Annotated in this window: 23 protein-coding genes; 11 read left to right on the top strand and 12 right to left on the bottom strand. The window is 46.2% G+C overall.

Going from position 1 to position 26,743, the window contains the following annotated elements; translation table 11 throughout:
• Positions 1-619: 619 nt before the first annotated feature.
• A complete protein-coding gene (locus tag R7Z77_RS03265) occupies positions 620-1,537 on the top strand; it encodes a leukocidin family pore-forming toxin (protein ID WP_005376731.1) in 918 nt (305 codons plus the stop codon).
• Positions 1,538-1,612: 75 nt separating this feature from the next.
• Positions 1,613-2,296 carry a hypothetical protein gene (locus R7Z77_RS03260; RefSeq protein WP_064354156.1) on the top strand — a complete coding sequence of 228 codons (684 nt, stop codon included), beginning with the start codon at positions 1,613-1,615 and terminating at the stop codon, positions 2,294-2,296.
• A 65-nt stretch (positions 2,297-2,361) separates the two neighbouring features.
• Here the strand turns inward: R7Z77_RS03260 and R7Z77_RS03255 are convergent, their stop codons facing one another.
• The 7 genes from R7Z77_RS03255 to R7Z77_RS03225 all read right to left on the bottom strand — a co-directional run bounded on the left by R7Z77_RS03255 (position 2,362) and on the right by R7Z77_RS03225 (position 9,447).
• Positions 2,362-3,063, bottom strand: coding sequence for an ABC transporter ATP-binding protein (locus tag R7Z77_RS03255; protein ID WP_141135643.1), 702 nt, complete (start codon positions 3,061-3,063; stop codon positions 2,362-2,364).
• Between the two features lie 22 nt (positions 3,064-3,085).
• Positions 3,086-4,369, bottom strand: a complete 1,284-nt coding sequence (locus R7Z77_RS03250) for an ABC transporter permease (RefSeq protein ID WP_064354158.1) — start codon at positions 4,367-4,369, stop codon at positions 3,086-3,088.
• A 2-nt stretch (positions 4,370-4,371) separates the two neighbouring features.
• Positions 4,372-5,586 (bottom strand): ABC transporter permease, encoded by a 1,215-nt coding sequence (locus tag R7Z77_RS03245; RefSeq protein WP_064354159.1) that lies wholly within the window; start codon positions 5,584-5,586, stop codon positions 4,372-4,374.
• The gene (locus R7Z77_RS03240) at positions 5,583-6,854 is read right to left on the bottom strand and encodes a TolC family protein (RefSeq protein WP_064354160.1); all 1,272 of its coding nucleotides are present in this window, start codon (positions 6,852-6,854) and stop codon (positions 5,583-5,585) included. The genes R7Z77_RS03245 and R7Z77_RS03240 overlap by 4 nt, the downstream gene beginning before the upstream one ends.
• Positions 6,847-7,980: an efflux RND transporter periplasmic adaptor subunit gene (locus R7Z77_RS03235; protein WP_064354161.1), complete on the bottom strand. Its 1,134-nt coding sequence runs from the start codon at positions 7,978-7,980 to the stop codon at positions 6,847-6,849. The genes R7Z77_RS03240 and R7Z77_RS03235 overlap by 8 nt, the downstream gene beginning before the upstream one ends.
• Before the next feature lie 217 nt (positions 7,981-8,197).
• Complete coding sequence (locus R7Z77_RS03230) at positions 8,198-8,632, bottom strand: hypothetical protein (protein WP_017821643.1); 435 nt, start codon at positions 8,630-8,632, stop codon at positions 8,198-8,200.
• Positions 8,633-8,634: 2 nt separating this feature from the next.
• A complete protein-coding gene (locus tag R7Z77_RS03225) occupies positions 8,635-9,447 on the bottom strand; it encodes a TIGR02594 family protein (RefSeq protein ID WP_064354162.1) in 813 nt (270 codons plus the stop codon).
• A gap of 423 nt (positions 9,448-9,870) precedes the next feature.
• Here R7Z77_RS03225 and R7Z77_RS03220 point away from each other — a divergent pair, with 423 nt between their 5' ends.
• A complete protein-coding gene (locus R7Z77_RS03220; RefSeq protein ID WP_064354163.1) occupies positions 9,871-10,092 on the top strand; it encodes a hypothetical protein in 222 nt (73 codons plus the stop codon).
• Between the two features lie 49 nt (positions 10,093-10,141).
• Here the strand turns inward: R7Z77_RS03220 and R7Z77_RS03215 are convergent, their stop codons facing one another.
• From R7Z77_RS03215 to R7Z77_RS03195, 5 genes are all read right to left on the bottom strand, one after another.
• Positions 10,142-10,657 (bottom strand): protein disulfide oxidoreductase, encoded by a 516-nt coding sequence (locus R7Z77_RS03215; RefSeq protein ID WP_064354164.1) that lies wholly within the window; start codon positions 10,655-10,657, stop codon positions 10,142-10,144.
• Entirely contained in the window at positions 10,654-12,765 is a 2,112-nt protein-coding gene (locus R7Z77_RS03210) for a protein-disulfide reductase DsbD family protein (RefSeq protein WP_064354165.1), read from the bottom strand. Before R7Z77_RS03210 ends, R7Z77_RS03215 begins: the two co-directional genes overlap by 4 nt.
• Before the next feature lie 65 nt (positions 12,766-12,830).
• The gene (locus tag R7Z77_RS03205) at positions 12,831-13,229 is read right to left on the bottom strand and encodes a hypothetical protein (RefSeq protein WP_005376702.1); all 399 of its coding nucleotides are present in this window, start codon (positions 13,227-13,229) and stop codon (positions 12,831-12,833) included.
• Between the two features lie 102 nt (positions 13,230-13,331).
• A complete protein-coding gene (locus tag R7Z77_RS03200; RefSeq protein WP_064354166.1) occupies positions 13,332-13,934 on the bottom strand; it encodes a response regulator transcription factor in 603 nt (200 codons plus the stop codon).
• A gap of 25 nt (positions 13,935-13,959) precedes the next feature.
• The gene (locus R7Z77_RS03195; protein WP_064354167.1) at positions 13,960-15,792 is read right to left on the bottom strand and encodes a sensor histidine kinase; all 1,833 of its coding nucleotides are present in this window, start codon (positions 15,790-15,792) and stop codon (positions 13,960-13,962) included.
• Between the two features lie 178 nt (positions 15,793-15,970).
• Here R7Z77_RS03195 and dsrO point away from each other — a divergent pair, with 178 nt between their 5' ends.
• The 8 genes from dsrO to R7Z77_RS03155 all read left to right on the top strand — a co-directional run bounded on the left by dsrO (position 15,971) and on the right by R7Z77_RS03155 (position 26,664).
• A complete protein-coding gene (gene dsrO, locus R7Z77_RS03190; protein ID WP_064354168.1) occupies positions 15,971-16,738 on the top strand; it encodes a sulfate reduction electron transfer complex DsrMKJOP subunit DsrO in 768 nt (255 codons plus the stop codon).
• On the top strand, positions 16,735-17,865 hold the full coding sequence (gene nrfD, locus R7Z77_RS03185; RefSeq protein WP_104979539.1) for an NrfD/PsrC family molybdoenzyme membrane anchor subunit: 1,131 nt from the start codon (positions 16,735-16,737) through the stop codon (positions 17,863-17,865). The genes dsrO and nrfD overlap by 4 nt, the downstream gene beginning before the upstream one ends.
• Before the next feature lie 17 nt (positions 17,866-17,882).
• Positions 17,883-20,978, top strand: coding sequence for a tetrathionate reductase subunit A (locus tag R7Z77_RS03180; RefSeq protein WP_213967572.1), 3,096 nt, complete (start codon positions 17,883-17,885; stop codon positions 20,976-20,978).
• Positions 20,979-21,187: 209 nt separating this feature from the next.
• A complete protein-coding gene (locus R7Z77_RS03175; protein ID WP_373921435.1) occupies positions 21,188-21,751 on the top strand; it encodes a c-type cytochrome in 564 nt (187 codons plus the stop codon).
• A gap of 8 nt (positions 21,752-21,759) precedes the next feature.
• On the top strand, positions 21,760-22,812 hold the full coding sequence (locus tag R7Z77_RS03170; protein ID WP_213967574.1) for a c-type cytochrome: 1,053 nt from the start codon (positions 21,760-21,762) through the stop codon (positions 22,810-22,812).
• A gap of 303 nt (positions 22,813-23,115) precedes the next feature.
• Positions 23,116-24,447, top strand: a complete 1,332-nt coding sequence (locus R7Z77_RS03165; RefSeq protein WP_005376683.1) for a paraquat-inducible protein A — start codon at positions 23,116-23,118, stop codon at positions 24,445-24,447.
• Positions 24,440-26,086 carry an intermembrane transport protein PqiB gene (gene pqiB / locus R7Z77_RS03160; RefSeq protein ID WP_005376682.1) on the top strand — a complete coding sequence of 549 codons (1,647 nt, stop codon included), beginning with the start codon at positions 24,440-24,442 and terminating at the stop codon, positions 26,084-26,086. Before R7Z77_RS03165 ends, pqiB begins: the two co-directional genes overlap by 8 nt.
• A complete protein-coding gene (locus R7Z77_RS03155) occupies positions 26,086-26,664 on the top strand; it encodes a membrane integrity-associated transporter subunit PqiC (RefSeq protein ID WP_158156711.1) in 579 nt (192 codons plus the stop codon). Before pqiB ends, R7Z77_RS03155 begins: the two co-directional genes overlap by 1 nt.
• Positions 26,665-26,743: the final 79 nt, after the last annotated feature.

Here is a 26,743-nt window from a genome sequence, read left to right as displayed (position 1 = left end):
GAAGTACGTTACATTTTATATTCTCGAAACATGATTATTTAATAATCTTATTTATTTCTTTTTCTATCTTTACCATCTTAAACGTAAAGTTTAATTTCCTGCTGTAAAAGCACATATAACTTCATACACGAACATGGCAACTTCATTGACGGACTTTATCACTCAACTATTACATTAAGCTCTAAAAAAATAATAACAAAAAACATAAACCACTGTTTTAATTTGAATTAAATCCATAAACCCGAGATAACCACATAACGATACTTTACTTAATTTGGTATAACAAAAACCCTAAAAATAACATGGCTAACATTTATAAAATTCACTTTTATCAATAGAAAACCTCAACACAACATTAGAAAATTAAAATTAAGCAATAACTTAAAAAGACAAGACTTAATAACCAAATTCTTATTTATTATAGTTGAGTGGTGAATTTAAAAACTATGAGACATTAATCCCACGAATCTATCCTTTTTCTTTTTTTAATAAAAAACAAGATGCACTATTTCACCGCTCATTTATTGAGCTTGAATTTATAACCTGTCCATAATTATAAAGTGCCCATCAAGATGGTTTAAAACAAAAGTCTTTATGGGCTGACTAATAGGAAAAAATAATGGAAAAACAGCATCTTTCTGCGAGTATTATCGCACTCGCTTTACTTGGTTCTTTAGCACCAGCACATGCTGAAGATACATTGAAATCTTACACTTCGACGTTGCTTCAGCTTGATGATGGTGATGCTCGCTCGAAAAAAATCCGCTTAATTTATTCTTTAGAAAATGTCTGGAACCAATCTTTGCTACCAAATGGCGCTAAAGAAGCCAAGTTGATCCTAAATGGCGGTTCTGGCTTCGACATGACTAATGTTCCAAACAAAGAACAAATCTATGGTTTTGCTACTGGGGGAGATTACCGTTACACCGTTCCAACGGCTTTTAAGCTGGCACTGAGCTATTTAAATGGCGCCCCTTTACGCCACATGAGCCATGCTCCAGAAAACACCATTGCAACGGCATCTGTCAGTGAGTCGCTAGATTTTAACCTTGGATTCAGTGCTTCTACTTCTCCAAATATTAGTGGGGGAATCTCCTGGAGCAACCGTGTAACGTACGACCAGCCAGAGTTTCAAACGGTTGCCGATTTTAACCAAGCTAACGAAAGCATTAATTGGTTAATTGAAAACAAGACTATCCGCCATAATACGCCAGCTAAAGACTGGTTATTGTATCGTTGGACCAGTTGTGACATGGGTAATTTGATTGATTACAATGAGTTACCTGTCGTTATGCGTTCAGACTTTAAACCACAAGTCGGCGTCGTATATAGAAAAAATGACATTCAAGATGGCCTAGATACATCAGAGGTCAAGCTGGTTGCTGGTTGGCGAAAAACCAATTACTACTTTGGTCGCGACTGGTGTAGCTGGTATACCACTCCAGAAAATACCTGGAAGAAAAATCGTGATAGCAGTCAATGGACAGAGACTAGCCGAGCCGTAACTATCTCTTGGAATGACGATCTCTACCACTAACTTATTAGCCTGCGGCCACGGAATAAATAAGTGGCCGCTATATTTACTAATGAAATAAACGGTAAGACATGACACATGACAAGTAACAAAAAACTCTTGACTGGATCGGCGCTAGCACTTGGTGCAGTACTCGCCATATTTCTAATTAATTCAAATAACAAGAATGCCCAGACCGAACCTGTTGCAAGCCTTGATGAGCAAATCAAGACAGAAGACGCTGCGACAATAAGTGTAACGCCTCCTGAGAGCGATGCTGCTCAAGAGGTTGTTACCGCTCCAACACCACTAAGTCGCAATGATGATACTTCCGACGTCATTCCAGCTACACCTTGGATATCTGCCCCATTAAATGAACTGAGCAATGAACTGTACGATTTTATTGAAGCTGAACAGGTAAGTTACATCAGTACGACCGACTATCCATTCGACGAGAAAAAGCAAAAACAATTGCGAACATTAGCTAAGCAAGGGGGTCCTATCTTGTTTGACAATACGGAGTCATCCTATTTGGATAGCTACGGTGTCAGCGAAACCAAAGTCGTATCAGAGTATTTTGGTACGGCGTCTGAAGGTGATGTCATCATCGCTACCGGAGTACAGAATGCAGATGGCAGCATTCATTATCTAGTTTTGCCTTTGAAGAGCAAAGATCTCAACGATAACAGTAAATTGATTGAGGACACTAAGCTCGCAATCACTCTACTTAAAGAACAAAAGCATGACTTGATAAAAGAGAGACAAAGCGAACATCGCGAATAAAAGTAAAGGGAGATAGCCTCTGTATCGCTATTTCCCTTAAAACTCAGTTCTCAATTAAGAAAAGCTCATCTCTCCCTACTTACCGGCGCTCTATCCGAAATCACCTTGCCATCTTTGATCGTGATGATGCGTTTGGTGCGTTCTGCGAGGGCGTTATCGTGCGTCACGATGATCAATGTTCTGCCTTCGGCGTGGAGTTGGTTGAACAGAGCTTCGATCTCAGCACCAGATTTTGAATCGAGCGCGCCGGTTGGCTCGTCAGCTAGGATGATTTGAGGGTCGTTGACCAAGGCTCTTGCAATCGCAACTCTCTGCTTTTGACCACCAGAAAGCTGGGTTGGTTTATGGTCTAAACGATCCCCTAGCCCGACTTGCTCTAGCAATTTGGCGGCGCGCTGGCGACGTTCTTTGCCTTTGATGCCAGAGTAAACCAACGGCAGCGCCACGTTATCGAGCGCCGTCGCGTATTCCAATAAGTTAAAGCTTTGGAAGACAAACCCGATCTTTTGGTTACGAATGCCAGCTAGGTCATTCGCACTTAAACTTGCGACGTTTTGGCCGCCAAGTTGGTACTCGCCATCGGTGGGCTTATCTAAACAACCGAGCATGTTCATCAACGTTGATTTGCCTGAACCGGACGGGCCAAGAATCGAAAGAAACTCGCCTTGATTAATGGTTAAGTCAACGCCGTCTAGCGCGCGAACTTCCGCCTCCCCGCTTGAGTAATATTTGCAGATGTTGGTCAGCTCAACAAGCGGCTTCGACATGTTCTCTCCAGAGTTATTGTTGTTATTCACTTTGTAGCGCCTCCAACGGGCTGACTTTTGCGGCTCGGTTTGCAGGTAACCATGCCGAGGCCACACCAATGATCATTAAGGTGAGGATGACAATCGCGACAACGACCCACGACAACTCAGGGACAGGTTTACCCAATTGTTCATAAAAGGCATTGCCCTCTAAAGGAATGGAGCTGATGGCAGACACCAGCGCGTACGTCACGGCTAACCCAAGCGCGCCCCCCATCAACATTGTCAATAAAGACTGCACTAAATAGTGCATGCGAATGGCCGTTGGGGTTGCACCGACTGCCATGCGCACGCCGATATCACGCGTAGATCGCTTTACGGTGGCATACATCACATTGGCGATGCCAACGCCAGCAACAGCTAACGTCACGAAGCCGATAATGCCAAGAAAACTCTGCAAACCTATCAGGAACTGCTGCATACTCTTTTGCTTAAGGAACATATCATCGACTTGGACGATCTGCTCATCGCTGACACTTGCCCCGTGCTTACGGGCAATCACTTGCCTTATCGTCTTTGCTAAGGCTTCTCGGTCTACATTCGCTTGTGGCTGCACATTGATGCCACCAATTTCACCGTTGACATGAAATCGCTTCCACGTCGCTAACGGCACAAAGCTGGAATAGTTGATAAGATCCCCCAGCTCTATTTGAGCGCTGTTTTTCTCCAATACGCCCACAACGGTGAACTCCTCATTGCCGATTTTTACCTTTTTCCCCACAGGGTTGACTTGCAATGTGACTGTCGCAAACCAACTAAAGTCCTCATTCGGGTTGAATAAGTCGGCTGCCAGTTCATAACCCAGTACAACGACTTTGCGCGTCTCTTTTTGATCGAGTGGATTTAACCATCGCCCCCCCGCCATCGGCACCAAATTGGTCATGGATTGAAACTCGCTCGTGACCGCTAACGGCTCTTGCCATGAGTTTCTATCACCAACGGTGATGCGCTCTTTCCACTTCGCAGTTGGCGCAACACTTTTTACATCGGGTAACGCTCGAACGACCTCTGAATCGTCCATTTTTAATGTCAGAAATTTACCTTGGTGAAAAGCACCGTGGTCGACGGTGGCCATCCCTCCGGTCAAATAAATCAAGTTGCCGTTACCATTTTGTGCGGTTTTCAATACGCCCTGACGAATACCCTCACCTACCGCCAACATAGCAGCGATACAGAGGGTCGCCCACGCTACAGCCAGAATGGTCAAACCCAATCTCAGCTTTTCTGCAGCCATTTCTTGGAAAATTTGTCTCATCGGTAACAACATGACTAGGCCCTCGCACTCAAAGCAATGACTGGCGTGAGACGCGATGCTCGCCTTGCTGGGAAATACGATGCCATCAATGCCAAGATAAGCGTCACAAGTAAAGACCAAGCAATGGAATCTGGCGTGATCACAGGCAAACCAATCCATTCCGGTAATGCCATGCTGCTTAAGACAGATACCACGGCATACGAAAACATCAGACCTAATGCCGTGCCCACGGCTACCAAAATAAGCCCCTCAAGAATAAACTGACTGAGTATGGATTTTTGAGTCGCCCCGATCGCCAAACGCACACCGATTTCACGCGTGCGCTCCGTGACAGATAAAAACATGATGTTGGCAACGCCAAGCGCACCGACCGCCATGGTCATCGCGCCACTCGCTCCGAGAAAAATCTGAATGCCACGCAAAATTCCACTGATGACCGCCGCACCTTCACTAAAATCGGGTAATTCGACCGCATCTTTATCACTTGGGTCAAAATGAAGCTGCTTGGCGAAAAAGTTCACGATATTTTGTCGAAATGACGATGCATCCATCCCTTCTCTCGGCTTCATCAATACCATCCAAGGTTTCGCATCCCACAAATCGCGGTACGTTGTTTGAGGAATGAAAACCGTGCGGCTATCGCCGAATGAAATGCCAGTGTCCTCACCAACGGTTATCCCAATCACCAAAAACGGAATGCCGTTGACTTTGAGCCTATCCCCGATTTGGATTCCGCCCATTTGCGCAATTTGATCGCCTAACACTGCCACGCGAGTGTGGTTTTCCATATCACTTGGTGACAGGTTTCTCGAACCGGATTGCAGCTTGCGTTGCATTAAAGGAAAGTAAGACGTATCAATACCGCTGACCGTACTCGATAAGTTCTGTCCTTTGAGATTGGTGATATTCGCATCCCATTTGGCGTAAACGCTCGACGCCTGTTGCACGAAGCCCGACTGTTTGATCATGTCGACTTTTTCTTGTGGAATATCAATTTGTCGTCTTGAAGGTAACCCTTGCCACGGTTTACTGGTACTCGACGGAAACACCACTTGCACATTGTTGATCATAAAGGAAAACGACTGGGTCTGATGGCGATAAAAGCCTTCGCCAAGTGCGATTAACACCACCACAGAGATCACGCCCCAAGCAATCGCGATAATGGCCAGCACGCTCTTCATGCGGTGCGCCATCAACGTTTGCCAAGTTTGTTGCAATAGACTGCTCATGAATGAAAAGCTCGAGAGATCAACGCCATGGTATCGTCATCGAGTTTCCCTGCGGTTTCCAGTAAGCCGATTCTCTTACGCCAGTAGCTGTACAAGTTGGTTTGCAGACTGTTTTTCGCCTCAAACAAGCTGTTGTGTGCACTGATAACTTCCGACACTTCAAGCAGACCAGCGTCGTAAAGTTTCTCTTTGCTTTGCAACACTCTGGCGCGCGACTCAACCAGCTCGTTCGCTATCAAAACTTGATTCCAGTTGATATCGACCTGAGTAAACTGCTGAATAACTCGTTTCTGAATATCAATTTCCACTCTACGCATATCTTGCTTGGCGCTTAAAATGTTCAACGATGCTTCGTCCACTTTCGCTCGCACTGCACCATTGAGGTCAATCGGCAAACTCAAACTAATCCCAGCGTTAAACTCGCCGTTTGAACGATTGTCACCATCGCTGTAGCCCACACTGCCTTTGACGGTCGGGTAGTATCCACCTTTAGCTGAATCTTTCGCGAACTCGCTCGCTTTCACCATCTGCGCCGCCACCAACAGCTCTGGACTGCTGTCTTTCGCCAGTTTTAGCCATTGCTCCTGAGAGTCCACCAGCATCGGCGGCTGAATCAAAGAATCCGTTCGAATTTGGTCGACACTCTCCGGCATTTGATTGATTAACGCCGCAAGCTCTGCTTTTTTCACTTCGAGATCGGCTTTTGCATTGAGGATACTTGCTTGCTCAGAGACTTGATTCGCTCGCATCTCTTCAACATCAACCGACTTCACTTTGCCTGCTCGATAGCGTTTCTCAATGATGTTGAGAAGTTCCTTCCCCTCCTCCAGCTTGGACTGCGCCAATTTGAGGTCGCCCTGTGCGCTTGCCACATCTAGGTAAGCGGTGAGCAACTTCTGCGCAAGCTCGTTATGCGATTGAGATAGCTCTAACTGTGCTTTGAGATAATTGGCATTCGCTTGATCCAGTTCCGACCACAAACTGCTATCCCAAATAGTTTGAGATAAGGTAGCACCGTAACTGTTGGAATGGCTTGAGGACTCATTCCAATCCGCTGACGCACTAGCACTTAAACCCGGTAATAACGCACTGCGGCTACTCTGTACGCCAACCTCGCCAAGCTGGACGCCGATTTTCGCTTTTTCGTAATTTGGATCGTTCTGCTTTGCTTGTTGCCAAGCTTGTTCAATAGAAATTGCGTAGGTCGGCAAACTGAGCGTGGCAGCCAACAATGCAAAGGCGATTGTTGATCGTTGCAGCTTAACCATGCACCGCTCCCATCATACTGTTGTCGATAACCTCTTCATCAAGCTCCACGCCGTCAAGCACTTCGACATTGATGCCATCTGACAGACCGAGTTTCACAGGTTGTTTATGAAACCCTTGTTCTGAGCTATCGGGGATCAGAACATTCGGTGCGTCACCATCAAATTGCAGAGCGCGCTCCGGTAGCGTGAGCACGTTTTCAGAAGTCTTCAGAATGATTTGAGCCGTCGATGAAAAACCAGAACGAAGCAACACATCTTGTGGGATCTTGAGTTCTCCCACCTCAACCTCAAAACCGTTATCAAAACTTTTTGCCGAGGTATTGCCCTCTGGTGAGTTGAGGTTCTCAGATTGAATCGCCACTTTGGTTAGCACACCAGAAATCGCCACATCAGGATAAGGCGCAACCGTCAACATAACGGGCATTCCCGGAGACAACTGCGCAGCATCATGCTCACTGACGCTACCTTTAAAAATCAGACTGTTCATGTCGGCCAATGACATCATTTCAGTCGCGGCTTGGCTTGATTGAGTCGAAATGATCGGCTCTCCGACCTCAACTTTCTGGTTGAGTACCGTGCCATCAATTGGCGCGTAGATCGTCGACGTTAAACGCGCATCGCCGATCGACGCCTCACCACTGCGGATGAGTTCGAGATTCTGGCGCTTTTGCAATACGTCCGCTTGCGCAGATTTGACTGCCGAGCGCGCACTTACGTATTCGTCGTAGTTACTTGGAATAATATCCTGCTTGACCAAGCTTTCTAAGTTGGACATTTTTTGTTTGGCGGATTCCAGATCGGCTTCGCTACGCATGAGTTCTGCCGATGCATCCGTTAATGCTTGGGGGGTTGGGTTTGGACGCACTTTGATCAGCGGTTGGCCTTGCTTCACCTTTTCACCAACTTTCGCGTAAATTTCACCGACGATACCGTCGATTTGTGACTTGATAGACACGGAGTGTGCAGGGACAATTTTACCAACAGCCACCGCTTGTTTTTCAATCGTGCCTTTTTCCACAATCAATGTAGGCAGCAATTCTGGTTGAGCAGCAGATTGGAGATAGAAATACGTACCACCGCCGAGCAGCGCGAAGCTCACAGCGGAGACAAACCAACGTTTCGTCATTATTTATTCCAACAATTATTGGGTAGTCTAATGACTACTCCTAAAACACAAAGTTGAAGGAATAATATCCTGCTTTAATAGCGGTTTGGTTGTCACAGTTGGTATGGTTTTGTCAGTCGGCTCTGACAATCAAAAACTAAAGAATCATTCAGCAAAGACGTTGTCTACGATGGCGACTAACAAGCTCTGTAACCGCTCGTTTCAACCGCCACCCTTTTCATTCTGAACAATGTGCAAAATGGCGCTGATCTGTATCCAAGTGAGCAGCTGTTTCTTGAGCGTTTAATATGTTCTCTTGATTAGCCCCAAACTCAGCCCCCGTTCCAGGCCAATAATATGTATCTTTATCACGACATAGTGTGAGAATGACAGGATCATTGTGTATATTGGGCTCATCTCCTAGCTCGCCATACATACTGAAAGTAATCTCAGACCCAACGTCTCCACGAAGTTTCTGAATCACTTCTGCTTGAACTTTAAAGAGAACATCTTCCTCGTGTTCAGCAAACTTTTCAAAACCTGTAATTTTCACCACTGCAGAATAGGGCGTTTGAAATATCGCATCTTTGAGTACCTCATTCTGAGAGTACACTCCCTGTGAAGCACAAGCTGATAAGCTCACACAGCCTAGCAAACTTATAAATTTCTTCATATTTAACTTTCCGTTCCTGCTAAGACAGAGCCTTTTGTATATACAGGTAAAGTACCTTTTGTTTCATCGTAGTTACTCGGTACTACGAACTTGTCCCAGACATCAATAGAGTACTTTGCTATATTGACTTGGTTGCTTTGGTTTCCTCCTAACATGTACAAATGCCTACCATCAGGGCTCATTCCCACGACAAAAGCAACATGCCCACCACCTTTTCTCGATTTAATCCCTAGAGCTCCATGTATAGGTTCTGAGATGTTTTTACCAAAACCCTTCCACTCCTTTGCTCGATAAGCTTCTTTTACTGGAGTGATTCCGTGTTGTTTAAAAACCCAAGCGGCAAACGAACCACACCAAGCATTTTGACCTCCAGAGTCATCAGTGCCCCAGAACTTAGATGCTGTAAAATACTCTAAAATCCTTGGATTGGCCTTAGTGCCTGAAACTTCTTTTTGTCCAATTTCTCCCAACGCTGTTTTCATCCAAGGTACTTTGGTTACTAGTTTTTGAGCATCATGAGGATCATTTTTCACTGAGCTATAGGATGGTAATCCATTGAGCTTACGATGAGTTCTACCATTTACATCGATCCGACCATCTGGCTTTACCATATAAAGTAGCTTACGCTGACACACTTTTATTGCCTCTACTGTTTTCGACAAATGAGGACTCCGCCCTAACGAGCCATCAACAACCAACAGTCGGGTAAAACCTATTCTCTTTTGGTTATCATTTAAAAATTGTTGAACTGCTTTAACATCATTTTTCGAATTAGTGCCATTTATACCAACAGAGCCCCGGATTTTTAATCCCATTCTCGTTACCTTTATAACTAATCATATAATTAAGAAAGTACGCTTTAGCGTGACAACAATAAAGATAAAATGTTGTTTTATACGATTAGCCATACGAGGGAAATTAGGTGTTGAAAATATAGATTACAAATAAACTCAGCTCATATCACTAAAAACATCTATTTAGCATCTTTTGGTCACGCTTCAAAACAGGACAGCCAGATGTTTTAAACCATGCGTATTAATAGACGAAAAATGTTTATAAGAGAACACTTAAATTAACATAGTGAAACTATCAATTACTATTTTAAATTTAAATAAAATTCCTTTTTAAGGTCAATCTATAATTAAATTTATTAAACTTTAATTTTTTATTAAATTGAGCTTTGATTTATTAATCTGACTATTTAACTAATTTCATTTCAGTTAATTGTACTTTTTGGCATGTTAGCGGGTGATGGCGGCGCCAATAACACCGACCCATTTTCAGAAGGAATAACGGACGATAACCAATGGATTGTGGAAGAACCACACATGATGATTATTACCCTAGACCAAGTGTTGCTCGATTCTCGACCAACCGGTTCAAGTTATGATGGCCCATACGAGATGTGGAATGGTATGCCATACGCACACATTATTATTCCCGTTAGAGCGAGAAAATAAAAAGAAAAAATCCGATACTCAATATTTTGAATATCGGATTGTTATTGCGTTATCGAGCTAACCAAATTCTCGCTAATATTCCTATCGGAGTAGTAACGCCAGTTGTGACGGAGGAAATTTCACCATTTCTTAAAACATAAATGGTTGGGGTCACGCTAATTTTCCATTCGCGCATAATATCGCTTGAAGGATCGTTTATGTTTTCGAAACGATATTCTTTTGCCCTCATAAACTGCGCCACACGCTCATTCGGTCCCGACGATCCAGAAACGCCAACTACGGTGTAGTCATCACTCAGCCAACTCACGCTTGGGCTTACAAATTTACAAGCGGGACACCAAGTCGCCCAAAAATAAACAACGACAGGTTGTTCATAACTTTGCGCGATTGCATCGAAGTATTCACCATCGCTCAATACGGAGCTCAATGGTGGTGACTCCTGTTTAGGAATATCTTTAGTGCGATACCAATCCATCGCGATAGAAATCGCGGTGACAATGAGCACCATCTGTACGATTTGAATGAGCCAATATCGGAATGTTCTACGCTGCTTTGTCGAACTCATTGAATAGCTCCCCCACTCGCTTGCTTCACCGCACTTAAAACAACATCATCAGTCAGAATCACAGGTAACGGGATACCTTGTGGCGCTGCCGGGCCATAGACGATGTTAAACGGCACACCGTAACGCCCATGAGCTCGTAAAAAGTCAGTTACCGAGCCGTCCGGATGTGTCCAATCCCCTTTTAACGTCGCTACATTAGGGCTTTGCAGCAATGAGTAGACAGGATCTTGCCAGATCACACCGATCTTGTTCGCTTTACACGTGACACACCAATTCGCAGTGACATCCACAAACACCACTCGCCCATTATTGACGTGATCTTCAATCGCCGAGTTAGAAAGCTTCTGCCACGCTAAGTCCTCAGGAAGCGGTGTCGCCCATTGGTCGGCAGTGATACTACCAAGTAGCAGCCCGCCAGCAATTAAGATAAGCGATGCAGAGCCGGATAGCACGAGTGCTTTATCGCCATGAACGCGTTTAACGCGAATCATCAGAACAATAAACGCGACTAAACCGGCGAAAATGACCCAAAACACTGGGAGGTGATTGGCCATCAAAGACAGTAGCCAAACGCTGGTGGCCAACATCATCACACCAAATACGTTTTTGACCACGTTCATCCACTGACCCGGCTTCGGCAATTTAAGCGCAATACTTGGGAAAATTGCCACCATAATCCAAGGCAACGCCATCCCCAACGCTAAGGCGGTGAAAATAGCAAACAGCGTAACCACATCGGCACCCAAAGCAAACGCCACGGCCGTTCCTAGAAAAGGCGCGGAGCAAGGCGTCGCAAGCAATGTGGCAAACATACCTTGAACATAGTGACCAACTAGGGAGTTATCACCTTTCGAGGCTAGCCATGTATTGGTACCCGATGATAGACGGACTTCAAACAGCCCCAGCATATTGGCCCCAAACAAAGTGGTGACCAACACCATCAAACCTAAGAACCAAGGGCTTTGAAATTGCACGCCCCAACCAATGGCATTACCTGTTAGCTTGAGCACCAAAATAAAACCAGCGAGAATCCAAAACGACGTTAAGATGCCAAGTGAAGACGCAACAAACTGAGCGCGAATTTGACGACGCTCGATACCTTGAGCGGCAACAATACTACTTAGCTTCATCCCCAAAACCGGAAGAACGCAAGGCATGATGTTAAGAATTAAACCGCCGAGCAACGCGAATAGAAAAACACTCGTTAGAGACGTGCTCGGCAACGGTTCAACTATTGCCTCAGCAGTTGCTTGAGTGGTTTCTTCTGCTAGTAAATTGGTGTCTTTGATGGTCACAAACAGCGACTGACCATCTAACTCCACATCGCCTAGCCAAGTATCAACGATATAGCTCGCGGTGACGATGTTTCCTTCTTGAAGCATTCCTTCAAACTTGAAGCTATAGTCTCGCGTTGCTTCATCGACACCATCCACCAGCACTTGTGGTTGTTGCCAACCCTGACTGTTCTTTAGCTTGATTTGTAGTTTCGATTGGTTCGCATCCCAACTCGCCTGAGTAACATCAATAAACGGCGATGGCTGCGGCACGTTACTCACTGCTTGAGCGTAACTGAACATCACGTCTTCATCGACTTTTAGATCAGAAGGCAAGAACGTCAATTGAATTTGATAGTCGGTCAGCACACAAATCGTCGTACAAGAAGAAAGTGTCAGTACCGCATCAATCGTGACAGGTTTGGACATGTCTTCGACGTGCAGCGTCATGGGGAACAAAGTGTCGCCTTTATACCCAAGAGTCTCGATACCTAATAATTCGAATTTTTGTGGATGCGGCCATTGCCAATCCACTTTGGATAAATTTTGTGAATTTTGCCAATCAATAGATGGTGCTACGCCGCCCTCACCAGGTGAACGCCAGTAAGTTTTCCAGTCCCCAGCCAACTTGACGTCCAGATAACCAGTGATTGTTTTGGCTTGCGGATCTTGTTGACCAGTGAGCACAAAGCGCGTTTGCACTGGAGGATGTTGTGGGTTGGTTAGCCAACCTGTATCAGTAGTTTGAGCTGAAATACTCAGAGAGAGCAAACTCAAAGCAAGCGTCATAAAAAACATGGACGCAAACTGAGTCAGTTTAGTAATTTGATTCATAGTGATTCCTAGTTATAAAGACAAAGGTGCTAAATAACTGACGCTAGTGGTCAGAAAGCACGCTTTTATTCTCGGAACACACAGAAAGTCAGATGGACTCGATACTTACGGCCTATCGGTTCCGTCCAATGTTGCGCACCAATATAGGCACTGCACAACCAAATTGCCGAAGCAAAAAGACCGACAAACAGAACAACAATAAATACATCGAGTTGATGTTGAGAAAACTGAATTAACTTTTCAGACAATTCGCACTTGCTAGTTTCTTTAGTATCAATCGACTTGACGCTCGAACGCTCATCAGCAAGTGAAACCGCAGGCGATTCCGTCTCATATTTCATAGAGCATGACGATGCAAAGCCTGAATTTTGCATCAGACACACAACGACCACCCAGCCAATAATCGCCAGTAGCCATTTTGCCCGCTTATGTGGCGTGTGATGTCGTTTAGTCAACAAACTCATAAGAATTCAGATAAAGTAAGAACGAAGAAGATAATACGCGAGTCGTCATAAAGCTCAAGTTGTATCCTCTAAATAACCTTAAGAGGCTTCACTCGCTAAGCTTTAATCTAGCCTGCCATAAATATATGCCAACTCTGCGACGGTTTTTGCCGAGAACTTCTTCAATAGATTGGCTCGGTGTACTTCAACCGTTCGCATTGCTATGCAAAGTTCGTCAGCAATACGAATGTTGCGTTTTCCTTCAATGATCAAACGCAAAATGTCTTTTTCTCTAGGTGTGAGCGATTCATAAGCCGATTTTGCTGCTGCCATATCGAGGTTTGTGGCAGACTGCGCCTGTCCCTGTAAAATGGCTCGTGCCAGTTCATCGCCTTTGACTGGCTTTTGGAAGAAATTGACCGCCCCAGCTTGCAATGCATCGACCGCCATCGGAACATCACCATGCCCTGTCAGATAAATAACGGCCAACGGGCTGTTGGCTTTATTTAAAACTTGGTGCACTTGCTGACCACGAAGGTTGGGCATTCGGCTATCAAGGATCACGCATCCGGCTTGATGAATGTCCACTTTATCGAGAAAAGATTGCCCATCAGCAAAAGTCGTCACGTTGAAATCATGCTCTTCCAGCATAAAAGCGAGCGAGTCACGCACCGATTCATCATCATCGACTACAAAAACAGGTAGCTGCTTTTCACCGCTGCTCATTGAATGCTCCTATGCCTAGTTCAGATTAGTTTTGATATGGAAACACAAGCTCAACCAAACAACCATGTGGTGCTGTCGAGCTGATGACAAACTCGCCACCATGCATTTCCATCACATCGCGACAAATGGCTAACCCTAGCCCAAGCCCTTCTTCTTTGCTACTCACAAATGCTTGAGTCGGATTCTCTTGCTGCAACCCTGTACCATTGTCTAACACTCGAATGGAAAGTTGATTGACTTGGTAATCGCAATGCAGGGCAATTTTACCTTGATAACCTGATGAGTGATATTTCTCTTGGAACAAAGTACACGCATCAATCGCGTTGCTGATCACATTAACTAAAACCTGTTGTACGCCAACTGCATCGACAAGTAACGGACGAATGTTCCCTTCTGTACTGGCCACAATAGAAATGTTTTGCTTCTGCATCCGAAAATGGAGTAACTCAATCGTGTCATCAATGAGTACTTGAAGATCGCACGACGTTTTGTCGACACTGCGCTTACGAATCAACGTTCTTAATCGCTGAATAATTGCATCGGCTCTTTCAACTTGGCCCTGTATTTTCTCAAGTACAGGGACAATATCTTCATGAGGGCGCTTTTTGGCCAAGCGAAGTAAACCGCCTTCACTATAGTTGCGAATGGCTGCCAGTGGCTGATTGAGTTCATGAGCAAGACTAGTGCCGATTTCTCCGACAATCGCGACCCTTTGTGAATGTTCTAACTGTTCACTTTTCTCTTTTAATCGTAACGATGTCTGCTCCAACGCTTGCTTACTCTTGCTAAATCGATACTCAAGCCAAAAGTGGTACGCGTTCAACACAATCACAAACATGAACAGCGCCCATGCCCATTCTTGATGACTACGCAGCCAGCGTAGAGCCTCACTCCACCAAGGTTGTTGCAACGGATGGAGATCCAACGCCTGATAAAGTTTGTCGATGCTCAGCAAGCTGACGGGGGACGTCCAACCTGACGCGCCTGCCGCAATAACCGCAGGGTGTTCAGGTGGCATCGCTAACAATACTTGCGCAATCTGTTTGGCAATCTGAGCTGAGCCGCGCTCTGTTTTGGCAAATGACCAGTTAGGATAAAGCGGTGTGGAAACAGCGCATAACGAGCGCTCGTTCGGCTGTTGATTTAAAACTCGGTAATTACCCGGTTGTAAAAGCCCTTCACTTAACATCTGTTCCAATAAACAAGCAGGGACGACGGCCGCTTCCACATTGCCATCACGTAATTGATACAGGTTGGCATCAATAGGAAAACCAAGATAGCGGACATCGGAAAAGAAATCGTTTGGATTAAGCCCCATTTTGACTATTTGATAGCGCATCGTTAGATAACCACCAAAGGCTTTTTCTGATACCGCCGCAACGGGACGTCCTGAGACATCTTGCACCGTTTGATAACTTGAATTGGCTCGAACCACAAGCGCCGAACCAATTCCGTAATTCGAGTTTTGTGGTGCTCTGCTGGTTAGCGTTGCCATCCACGACAGCGCGTATTGCCTGCCCAACCGCACTGCTTGACCTGGGTTGGTTAAGATGAAATCCATGGTCTGAAACTTCACCGCTTCGCCCATTTCATCCAAGTTAAGGGGATGAAGAACAAAATGCACATCGGAAATTTGCTGATTGAGCCAATCAATGGTCGGTTGCCATCTCTGCTCAGCATAAAGATGGCCGCGTATCGCTAACACGCCCACTTCGACTTTTTGCTTGACCTGTGGCTGCTCTGCTTTTTGCTCTTGCATTCCTTGCAGATCTGCTTGTTCAGAAACTGAGCCCTGAGCCAAAGATGCAAAGGCAACTAAGCAAAGAATCCAAAGCTGAAGCCACAGTGCTTTTTTCATGATGAGTCGAATCGTTCCGTCAAGAGAGTGCGACAAGAATAACAGCTACCTTCCCTAAACCACATTTGTTTTAGATCAAGTTTGATCTGGGTATGTGGAAATCCACAATATAAGCCTCGCAGTGCATTTCTCACAATGGAATCAGTCAATTCAAATACAACAAAAAAGCAGGTGAGTTATGGATTCCACCAAACGTCGCTTTCTCAGCGCGGTCACAGCCGGAGCCGCGTTAATTCCAGTCGCAGGCATTGGCACGGCAACTGCGGGAAACATTATTCGAAATAACCAGTCCGCTGACCGAAAAGGACAAGTCGGCAAGCGTTATGCCATGGTGATAGATTTGCGTAAATGTGTCGGATGCCAAGCGTGCACTGTGGGTTGCAGCATCGAGAACCAAGCGCCAATCGGTCAATTCCGAACCACCGTAAAGCAATACGAAGTTACGTTAGATGATGGCTCTACAGCCACGCGAGAAGCAAAAGCCTTTATGCTACCGCGCCTTTGTAACCACTGCGACAACCCACCTTGCGTGGCAGTGTGTCCGGTTCAAGCAACCTTTCAGCGCGAAGATGGCATTGTCATGGTGGATAACAGTCGCTGCGTAGCGTGTGCGTATTGTGTACAAGCTTGCCCTTACGATGCTCGCTTTATCAATGAAGACACCCTCACCGCAGATAAATGTACCTTCTGTGCTCACCGTCTAGAAAAAGGTCTATTGCCTGCCTGCGTGGAAACCTGTGTTGGCGGAGCACGTGTAATTGGTGATTTGAATGATCCATCAAGTGAAGTCCGCCGCTTAATTGCGAAGCACCAAGACGATATCAAAGTGCTAAAACCCAATGAAGGCACCAAGCCTCACGTGTTTTACATCGGCATGGATGAACGCTTCACCAGCCACATCGACGGACAACCTGCTATTTACGACCCACAAGGAGATCGCGCATGAACATCACCGAAGTGTTAGTCCAACCTCAAGCGATGGCTTGGCTCCCGTGGGCGGTGCAGTATTTCTTCTACATCGGTTCGGCTTATGCGGCTGCTGTTTTATTCCTAATCGCCCTATTATTTGAAAGACACACCAGTCACAGACTGCGCGCTGCGCTTGTTCTGACGCTGGCCATCGGCGCCATCGTGGGGCCATTAGCGTTAACTGGCGACCTTCACCAGCCGGGACGCGCATGGCATTTTTACGCCCACATCACTCCGTGGTCATGGATGTCTTTAGGGTCGCTTTTCTTGCCTGTTTTCTCAGGTTTAGCGGTAGTAACCGCATGGCTGTATCTCCGCCAGGATCTGATCAACTTACGTAATCAGCCAGGAAAAGTACTGCCTCTAATTTCAAAGCTGTCACTGGGTGACTGGGCGCTCTCTCGTAGAGCCATGCTTATGGTGTCCGCCATCACGGTGCTATCAGGCCTCACCATTGCAGTCTACACAGGCGCTGAAATTGCGGTCGTTAAATCGCGATCTTTATGGCACCAACCCGCGTCGCCGGTTCTTTGGTTTGTTACTGCATTTATGGGCGCGGTCGGGTTTTCTCTGCTGATTTGGTTACTGCTGCCTAGTCAGCCAAAGACGCTGACATCTGGCGATACTAATTTACTGAAAAAATCAGTGGTTACCAGCGGTGTATTAACGCTGATACTGCTACCGATTTGGGCATCCAACAATTCCGCATTTTCGCTCTATTCTAGCGAACAATGGATGCACAACATTGCCCTGCTCACTTTTGTCGTTTTAGGTTGTGTTTTGCTCGCTTTCATCTTCTTGCGCGATACCAAAAAGTCCGCATCAGCCAGATTTCGTCACGTCATAGGGCTCAGTTTTGTGTCTGCTGCCGCACTGGAAAGTGCATGGCTGATTCGCTGGTTTACCATCATGGAAGTGCAAACCATCGCCAAGTTCGATGCAGGGCTGTATCCATACCAACTCACTATGGATGGAAATGGCTGGATAGGCATTATCGGCATGCTCGGATTATGGCTTGCACTGGCACTGCTCGGTTCGGAGCTGGTTCAGCCAAAACAAAAGATCGAAGTAAAAGCCTCATCACCCACCTTAACTGAACGCTAATCAAAGGGGATTTCATCATGGATAACAAACGCCGTCAGTTTTTGAAATCAGGCATTGCAGTGGGTGGGCTTGGCGCATTCGCTGCGGGTTACGCCACCACCACCAAACACATGGTCGAGGGTGCGCTCGAAGGCACTGCGGGAGAAAAAACGCGTGATATTCACCACGGTAACTCGCTTGAACCAGAGTACACGGTCAACAGCAAAGGCAACCTAATCCCTAATCCAAATCAGCGCGTTGCACCATCGATGTGCTTTGGTTGTTGGTCACTGTGCGGATTGCGTGTACGCATTGATAACCGCAACGACGAGATTTTGCGTATTACTGGCAACCCATATCACCCACTCTCTCATCAGCAACACATTCCGTTCGAAACGCCAGTCAAAGGTGCTTATTTAAGTTTGGCAGGAGAAGCGGGCCTTGACGGTCGTTCAACAGCATGCGCACGTGGCAATGGGATGCTAGAAATTCGCAACAGCCCGTACCGCATTACTCAGCCACTGAAACGAGTTGGAAAACGCGGCGAAGGAAAATGGATTCCGATCAGTTACGAACAACTGATAGAAGAAGTCGTCGAGGGCGGTGATTTATTTGGTGAAGGTCATGTGGATGGCTTACGCGACATTCGCGATTTAACAACGCCCGTTGATCCTGAAAACCCAGAATATGGACCGAAAGCCAACCAACTGTTAATGACCAACGCCGGTAACGAAGGCCGAGACGACATATTCAAACGCTTCGCGTTCAACAGCTATGGTACGCGTAACTTTGGGCATCATGGCTCTTACTGCGGCTACGCATTTCGTGCTGGCAGCGGCGCATTCATGAACGATTTAGATAAGAACGCGCACTTGAAGCCAGACTTTGATAACGCGGAATACATCATCTTCATCGGTATGTCACCAGCTCAAGCGGGTAACCCTTTTAAGCGTCAGGCGCGCCAACTCGCCAATGCGCGAACAGAAGGTAGCTTGGAATACACCATCATCACACCAAGTTTGCCTGCTGGTTCATCGAGCTTGGCTGCCGGTGACAACAACCGCTGGGTACCAATCAAACCAGGCACCGACTCTGCCCTCGTGCTTGGCATGATCCAGTGGATCATCGAAAACCAACGCTACAACAAAACCTTCTTGGCGCAGCCGGGGGCAAACGCGATGAAGCGAGCCGGCACCGCGCACTGGTGTAATGCTACGCATCTCGTGATAAGCGATAATCAGCACCCGAGAAACGGCACGTTTTTACGCGCGTCGGACTTGAATCTGCCATTCGAGGGCGAAGCGTTGTCTGACTCCGACCCATACGTCATCGTGGATGAGCAAAGCGGCGAATTTGGTGTTCATACCCAAGAAGAGGAAGCGGCACTGTTTGTCGATAAAACGGTTTCGCTTGCATCGGGCGAAGTGCGCGTAAAATCGTCTCTACAAAGACTCAAAGAAGAGGCGTTCAAATACAGCCTTGCGTTCTACAGCCAACAATGTGAAATCCCTGTCGAACAAATTGTTGAACTAGCAAAGCGCTTCACCAGTCACGGAACAAAAGCGGTGGTCGATACCCACGGTGGCAACATGCACACCAATGGGTTCTATAACTCGTTTACCATCATGATGCTCAATGCGTTGATTGGTAACATAAATATGAAAGGCGGCGCGATGGCCAAAGCGGGTGGCTACCCAACTTCCGCTGCGGGTCCTCGTTACGACTTCACCAAATTTGCTGGCAAAGTCGGCCCGAAAGGCGTCTTTTTGTCGCGCAGTAAATTCCCCTACCACAAAACAAGCGAATACAAACGTCGCGTTGAGGCTGGTGAATCCCCTTATCCAACTCGCGCGCCTTGGTATCCGTTTGCCGCGCCACTGCTGACAGAGCACCTATCTGCGGCTATTGATGGTTATCCATACCGCGTTAAAGCGTGGATCAATCACATGGCGAACCCAATGTATGGTGTACCCGGTTTGAAAGCGCTGCTGGAAGACAAGCTTAAAGATCCAAAGCAGCTCGGTTTGATTGTGTCTGTTGATGCGTTCATTAACGAAACCACCGCATTGTCGGACTATATTGTGCCGGACACGGTCACCTACGAAAGCTGGGGTATGGCAACGCCTTGGCACGACGTTCCGGTGAAAACCGTCACCGCTCGTTGGCCGATAGTGGAAGCACGAACAGAGAAAACCGCCGACGGTCGCTCGATTTGCTTAGAAAACTTTTTGATTGATGTCGCCAAGAAAATGCAACTAGGCGGCTTTGGTGACAACGCGATTCAAGATGCGCAAGGGAATTGGCTCGCTCTCCACAGCGCTGAAGATTTCTACTTACGTTCCGCGGCAAACTTGGCTTATGTGAAAGGCGGGGTGCCTGAAGTTTCGGCAGAAGACATTGCGTGGTCCGGCCTAGAGCGTTTAATGCCAGCCATGCAGAAGACGCTGACAGCGGATGAGATGAAACGTGTGGCGTTTATTTTTGCTCGCGGTGGACGTTTTGAAAATGCAACCGAAGCGTATCAAGGTGAGCAAATGAAGCACAAATGGACACGACCTGTCGCGATATGGAATGAACGTGTCGGCAGCGCAAGAAACACCATGACCGGTGATTTCTACACGGGTTGCCCAACATGGCATCCACAAAAACTGGCCGATGGCACACCAATGGAAGACCAGTTCCCAAGCTCAGAATGGCCTTTCAGCCTAACGAACTTTAAATCCAACATTCACAGTGCGGTATCCAACCTATCGCCAAGGTTGAACTCGATTAAAGGCGTAAACCCAGTGTACATCCATCCAATCGATGCCGAGCGCGCAGGCATTAAAACGGGTGATGAGTTTGTTATCGAGACACCATCTGCAAGCACCAAAGCACTTGCGATGATAGTCAGTGGAATTCGCCCTGGCACACTCGGATTTGAACATGGGTTTGGTCATACCGAGCTAGGACAACGCTCGCACTGGATCGGCGATAAACAGCAACCAGTAAAAACGCGCAGCCAAGATGGCGTCAACATTAACGACATCGGATTAATTGACCCAACTCGAGAAGGGAAAGGCGTGTTGTTGGATTGGGTGGTAGGAGCCGCGGCTCGCCAATCATTACCAGCCAAAATCCGCAAAGCTTGGTAGACAACCAAACCTGAAGAGCTGCCATTTAGCAGCTCTTCACACCCTCTAAATATGTGGAAATCCACAATACCTTTAGTTATTGACAAAGCCGACAATACAGCATCCAAGTCACTATCACAGTAGACACTTGGAGATATTAATAACAATTAAAGTGAGTCAGCATGTCAAAAATACTACCTGTGGTGACGGCCTGTTTGCTGGCAACCACAATGGGCGCAAGCGCCTCGTCTATTCCTGAAAAAGCCAGCGTGTGCAGCGGTTGTCACGGCCAAGATGGCATGGGACAGCCAAATATCGCGCCGATGATCGCAAGTTTAAACATGAATTATCTCAACACTCAAATCGAACTATTCCTTAGTGGCGAACGCCAAAATGTGGTCATGCAAGGCATGGCGAAGGAACTCAGCGATCCCGCAGATCGGAAGGAAGTGATGGAGTACTTTGCTAACCTCCCGAGCTATGAGTTCACGAATCCAGAACAACGCGGCGACCAAGCTGATATTCGTAACCCGTATCGTAAATTAATTTTCCAAGGCGATTGGGATAGAAACATTCCAGCTTGCGCAACTTGTCATGGAGCCAGCGGTATGGGCGTCGACAAGTTCCCTCGCCTCGCAAGCCAACATGCTGATTACTTAAAAACGCAATTGATGGCATGGAAAAACGGCACTCGCAGTGGCGACCCGCTCAATATGATGGGGACCATCGCAAAAAATCTCACTGACAAAGAGATCGAAAATCTTGCTTACTACTTTGCCTCATTACGTTACTAGGAGCAGTCATGAAACGTTTCTATTCTTTGTTCGCACTGCCTTTCATTTCTACGCTCGTACTAGCTAACGATCTGTTACCGGACCGCCAGAAAGAGCTACCTGCGATAGAAAAAGAAAATCACGGTGAATACTTAAAACCGCGTGATCTCAGCACAATCCCAAACACCGCATTTGGTGAGCAAGTAAAACGCGGTTACTCGCTCTTTGTTAACTCACAACAAATGCGCGGAAAATACGTTGGCAACGAACAAAACTGTGTGAACTGCCATATGGAGGCAGGACGAAAAGCAAACGCTGCGCCACTGTGGGCAGCTTACATGGCATACCCGGCATATCGTAAGAAAAACGATCGCGTAAACAGCTATGCTGACCGTATCCAAGGTTGTTTCGAGTATTCCATGAACGGTAAAGCGCCCGCTTACGATTCGACAGAAATTGTTGCCCTTAGTGCTTACGCCTACTGGTTAGCGATGGGCGGCTTGCTTGACAAACATGGTATGGCGGATGAACCCATTCCAGAACTAGACGCAAAAACGTTGCAAATTGGTGGAAAAGCAAAAGACTTCCCGTTGCCCGAAGCCATCGCACAAGCATTACCAATTGAAAAGCGGGGTAATCTCTCTGGGCGTGGCTACCCAAAAATCGCCGCCCCTGAGCAAGAACCATCAATAGAGCGAGGCGCATTGGTCTACGAAAAGAACTGTGAAACTTGCCATCGCGCCGACGGTTCAGGCATCAAAGACACCAACGACCATTCATACATTCCACCACTTTGGGGCGAATATGCGTATAACTGGGGCGCAGGTATGCACCGGATTAACACAGCGGCCTATTTTATTTACGAAAACATGCCGCTTGGGAAAAGTGTGCAGCTGACAGAGCAAGAAGCTTGGGATGTCGCAGCATACGTCAACAGCCATGAGCGTCCACAAGATCCTCGATTCAAAGGCAATGTCACCGCAAACGCGGAGAAATATCACCAGCACCAAGGCTATTACGGCAAAACGCTCAACGGTACGCAAGTCGGCTCCAATGCCTTTAAGAGCGGAACGGTCAAGTAAAGTACAACTAAGTACCTTAAATAAAATGCTCTTTTTCCCTGCTCTGATTATCTGGGCAGGGTTACTTACCCTTAAAAACAAGTAATTACCCCCCTCCACAGACAAGCAATATCACATTATTTTCGACTTCCAACATACTCATCTTCGCCGTAAAATCTTGTACCAAACGCGACTTCGTTTATGTCTTAGATCTCCCATATCCTCTAATGCCAAAAGTAAGAAACTCGTAAACTCCTGAATCAAAACAAGCGTGCCTAGTGAAAAAAGAGTATTCTTAAAGCAAATGAATCTAAAACCTACCCGATGAGTATTCAACCTAATTCCCGTCAGTTAATTTCATGCGAAGAGTGCGGCCTTGTTGTTCGCATTCCCGATATCGAACAGGGGCAAAAAGCACAATGTCCTCGATGTTCGCATTCGCTGACTAAAGTGAATGCCAAGCCTTACCAAAGCGTGATCGCCATATCATCGGCATGTTTGATCATGTTAGTGCTAAGCATTTCTTTCCCTTTTATGTCGTTCAGCGTGCAAGGGTTGTCGCAAGAAATCACCTTGTTGCACGCTGCCAAAATGCTGGCTGAGTTTCAAAATGTGCTTTTGGGTGTGCTGCTACTCGCAACAGTTATCGTTTTGCCTGCAATCTATGTTGGTCTCATTCTCTTTCTTCACCTTGAAGCATTAAAAGCACGTAAACATACCCCCTCTAAAAAGCAGCAACGAATGGCAAAAGTTTTATGCCGTCTTCTGTTTCGAGTCGAACCTTGGTTAATGGTGGATGTATTTTTGATTGGCGTGTTGGTCAGCTTAATTAAAATCGCTTCCCTCGCAGACATAGGAATGGGCACTTCATTCTGGGCGTTTTGTGTATATACCGTTCTGGTAGTCAAATGCATATCAATGGTCGACAAAAGCTGGCTCTGGGGGCACTTTATTCCAGCTATCGAGCTACCTGATGTAAAAGAGGGTGATACGCACCATAACCACAACCATATTGGTTGTCATACGTGCCACCAGCTCAACCCTATTGAAGCTAAAAAACACCAACACTGCATTCGTTGTAAAAGCCCTATTCACAAATACAACCCCGCAGACAATTTACAAAAAGCTTGGGCGCTTTTGTTTGCTTCAATCATTTTCTATATCCCTGCGAACCTCTACCCTATGATGTACACCGTAAGCCTTGGACATGCAGAAGGTTCGACTATCATGGAGGGGGTAATATTGCTTTGGCATTTAGGTTCTTACCCTATTGCGATGGTAATTTTCTTTGCTAGCGTATTTATTCCAATGGCGAAAATGCTGGCACTCGCGTGGCTGTATTACAATGCGCAAAAAGCGCGATATCTTCCGCACGAAGAGAGTATTTCACGCTTAAAGATCTACCGCATAACTGAGTTTATTGGCCGTTGGTCCATGATCGATATCTTCGTCGTCGCGATCTTAGTTGCACTGGTTCAGCTGCAAAACTTAATGGCGATTTATCCAGGTCCTGCTGCGCTCTCTTTCGCGGCAGTGGTCATTTTTACTATGCTTTCTGCAATGATATTTGACTCACGTTTGTTGTGGCAATTGCCACAAAACGAAGTGCAGGAGCCGATTTCTGACAACTTAAACGAGAAAGCCAAATATGAGTGATGAGAACAACGTAACCGCTCAAATAAAACCGCAAAAGCAGATTTCTGCGATATGGATTGTCCCGATCCTTGCGCTAGCCATGGGAGCGTGGATGCTGTTCCAATATATCAACAGTACAGGCCCACAAATTACTCTCCAACTGCCAACCGCAGATGGGATTGAGGTTGGCAAAACCGAAATCCGAGCATTGAATGTAAAAGTCGGACTGATTACTGAAGTCACTCTCAGTGAAAATTACGATCACATCATCGCTAAGGCACAAATGAACAAGGATGCAGAACGCATGCTGCGAGATGACACCATGTTTTGGGTTGTGAAGCCTCGTATTGGCCGTGATGGCGTTTCAGGTTTAGAGACCTTGCTCTCTGGCGCTTATATCCAACTTCAGCCGGGTAAATCTAAGATAGAGAAAGAGCGCTTTACGGTCTTAGATGTTCCCCCAGTCGCCTCTCCTGATGCAGAGGGGTTACGCCTTGTGTTAACACACCGCGAGGCTGGTAAGCTAGGCGTTGGTGACCCCGTCATTTATAAAGGCTTTACGGTTGGTCGTGTAGAGAAAACCAGCTTTGATGTTGACACTCGCAAAGCGTTATACCAACTCTTTATTTTCAAGCCTTATGACAGCTTAGTGCGCACTCGTACCAAGTTCTGGCTGAATTCTGGCGTAGATTTACAGCTCAACGCTGAAGGGTTCGAAGTCAAGTTTGGCTCATTAGAGAGCATGCTAACGGGTGGTGTTACCTTCGATACCGTTCCAGGTCTTGAATCCGGTGAACAGCTCACTGAAAATATGGTCAACTTCCGCTTGTACGATGATATTAAACAACTTCGAGAAGGCATGTACGATGATTATATTGAATTCGTTATGCTTTTTGATGAATCGGTACGAGGACTTAAACGTAAGGCACCTGTCGAATATCGAGGCTTGAGAATTGGTACTGTGATGCGTGTACCAATGCGACTTCCAACCCCAGAAGAGAACTTTTCTGCGAAAAAAATCCCTGTATTGGTACGTATCGAGCTCGGCCGTGTTTATGGCGATTTCCAATCCCAATCTTTACCAATGTTAAAAGATAAATTGAAGAGTGAGTTTGCTAAAGGCCTACGTGGTACTTTAAAAACAGGTAACTTATTAACAGGCGCACTGTATGTTGACGCCGACTTCTATCCAAATGACGAGCCTTACGTACCGAGTAAGTTTGCTGATTTAGATGTTTTCCCAACCATGCGTGGTGGTTTTGCGCAGGTTCAGCGCCAAGTGAACGACTTCCTAAATAAGATTAATAACTTACCGATGGAAGAAACGCTAGATTCTCTCAATTCAACGTTAAAAACGTCTGAAAAAACGTTAGCTTCAGCAGAACGCGTGGCGGACAGTATTGATAAACTTTTGAATCAAAAAGAGACGCAAGAGATCCCAACAGATATTCGCCAAAGCTTACAGCAATTACAAAAAACACTCGATGGTTATGGGCCCAACTCAACCATGTACAGCGAAATGGAAGCCACGCTAAAAGAATTAGAAAGCGTGATGACAGAGTTTAAACCCGTACTTAAACAGCTAAACGAAAAGCCAAACTCTCTTGTGTTTGGAGAAGATGAAATCAGTGACCCAATACCAGTTAAAGGCCAAAACTAATGAAACGAGTATTCTTTCTGTCTATCGCGCTATTTGTCGGTCTAACGGGTTGCAGTAGCGCTCCGCAAACTAAAGGAGCTATGTACCTTCTACCTAAGGTGGAACCAGTGACGCTGAGCTCTTCTGATATCGCTCAGCGCCCAACTTTAGTTGTTCGTCCAGTGACATTGGCGAGTTATTTGAATGATAGTGGCATTGTTTATCGAACCTCTGAGACCCAAGTTATTCAGGCGAAACACAATCAATGGGCGCACAGTATTTCTGAGCAAATCACTCAGAGAGTCGTCGCGGAGCTGCGTCACAAGCAAAGTCATTACTGGCCGGCTGAAATGAATAATCTGTTGGATCAAAGCGGTGAAGCCAAACTCCAGCTTACGTTAAATAAATTTAATGGCAGCTACAAAGGTAATATCGAAATTGAGGGGGAATGGTTACTCATTAATGCCGAAGGTAAGGTAGAAAACAGCGCGCCAATACAAATCTCTCAGCCGCTTCAAGATGAGGGCTATGAAGCGCTCGTCAACGCTTTATCCATAGGCTTAGAAAGCCTAACCTCAGACATTGCCAAACAACTCTAAGTCAATGTTAATTACAGGGAAGCAAGTTGCTTCCCTTTTTTATGCAGAGTGTAGCGACTTCTACTAAGCTGAAAGCTGA

Source organism: Vibrio sp. 1401 (genome assembly GCF_033340295.1).
This window is presented reverse-complemented; position numbering and strand designations above follow the sequence as displayed.

What these genes read in the sequence shown, in the direction of transcription:
- dsrO (WP_064354168.1), top strand. Translation starts at nt 15,971, where the DNA reads ATGGATTCCACCAAACGTCGCTTTCTCAGCGCGGTCACAGCCGGAGCC.
- R7Z77_RS03195 (WP_064354167.1), bottom strand. Translation starts at nt 15,792, where the DNA reads ATGAAAAAAGCACTGTGGCTTCAGCTTTGGATTCTTTGCTTAGTTGCC.
- R7Z77_RS03170 (WP_213967574.1), top strand. Translation starts at nt 21,760, where the DNA reads ATGAAACGTTTCTATTCTTTGTTCGCACTGCCTTTCATTTCTACGCTC.
- R7Z77_RS03215 (WP_064354164.1), bottom strand. Translation starts at nt 10,657, where the DNA reads ATGAGTTCGACAAAGCAGCGTAGAACATTCCGATATTGGCTCATTCAA.
- R7Z77_RS03180 (WP_213967572.1), top strand. Translation starts at nt 17,883, where the DNA reads ATGGATAACAAACGCCGTCAGTTTTTGAAATCAGGCATTGCAGTGGGT.
- R7Z77_RS03260 (WP_064354156.1), top strand. Translation starts at nt 1,613, where the DNA reads ATGACAAGTAACAAAAAACTCTTGACTGGATCGGCGCTAGCACTTGGT.
- R7Z77_RS03245 (WP_064354159.1), bottom strand. Translation starts at nt 5,586, where the DNA reads ATGAGCAGTCTATTGCAACAAACTTGGCAAACGTTGATGGCGCACCGC.
- R7Z77_RS03155 (WP_158156711.1), top strand. Translation starts at nt 26,086, where the DNA reads ATGAAACGAGTATTCTTTCTGTCTATCGCGCTATTTGTCGGTCTAACG.
- R7Z77_RS03240 (WP_064354160.1), bottom strand. Translation starts at nt 6,854, where the DNA reads ATGGTTAAGCTGCAACGATCAACAATCGCCTTTGCATTGTTGGCTGCC.
- R7Z77_RS03235 (WP_064354161.1), bottom strand. Translation starts at nt 7,980, where the DNA reads ATGACGAAACGTTGGTTTGTCTCCGCTGTGAGCTTCGCGCTGCTCGGC.
- R7Z77_RS03255 (WP_141135643.1), bottom strand. Translation starts at nt 3,063, where the DNA reads ATGTCGAAGCCGCTTGTTGAGCTGACCAACATCTGCAAATATTACTCA.
- nrfD (WP_104979539.1), top strand. Translation starts at nt 16,735, where the DNA reads ATGAACATCACCGAAGTGTTAGTCCAACCTCAAGCGATGGCTTGGCTC.
- R7Z77_RS03205 (WP_005376702.1), bottom strand. Translation starts at nt 13,229, where the DNA reads ATGAGTTTGTTGACTAAACGACATCACACGCCACATAAGCGGGCAAAA.
- R7Z77_RS03250 (WP_064354158.1), bottom strand. Translation starts at nt 4,369, where the DNA reads ATGTTGTTACCGATGAGACAAATTTTCCAAGAAATGGCTGCAGAAAAG.
- R7Z77_RS03225 (WP_064354162.1), bottom strand. Translation starts at nt 9,447, where the DNA reads ATGGGATTAAAAATCCGGGGCTCTGTTGGTATAAATGGCACTAATTCG.
- R7Z77_RS03175 (WP_373921435.1), top strand. Translation starts at nt 21,188, where the DNA reads ATGGGCGCAAGCGCCTCGTCTATTCCTGAAAAAGCCAGCGTGTGCAGC.
- R7Z77_RS03230 (WP_017821643.1), bottom strand. Translation starts at nt 8,632, where the DNA reads ATGAAGAAATTTATAAGTTTGCTAGGCTGTGTGAGCTTATCAGCTTGT.
- R7Z77_RS03210 (WP_064354165.1), bottom strand. Translation starts at nt 12,765, where the DNA reads ATGAATCAAATTACTAAACTGACTCAGTTTGCGTCCATGTTTTTTATG.
- R7Z77_RS03220 (WP_064354163.1), top strand. Translation starts at nt 9,871, where the DNA reads ATGTTAGCGGGTGATGGCGGCGCCAATAACACCGACCCATTTTCAGAA.
- R7Z77_RS03165 (WP_005376683.1), top strand. Translation starts at nt 23,116, where the DNA reads ATGAGTATTCAACCTAATTCCCGTCAGTTAATTTCATGCGAAGAGTGC.
- R7Z77_RS03200 (WP_064354166.1), bottom strand. Translation starts at nt 13,934, where the DNA reads ATGAGCAGCGGTGAAAAGCAGCTACCTGTTTTTGTAGTCGATGATGAT.
- R7Z77_RS03265 (WP_005376731.1), top strand. Translation starts at nt 620, where the DNA reads ATGGAAAAACAGCATCTTTCTGCGAGTATTATCGCACTCGCTTTACTT.
- pqiB (WP_005376682.1), top strand. Translation starts at nt 24,440, where the DNA reads ATGAGTGATGAGAACAACGTAACCGCTCAAATAAAACCGCAAAAGCAG.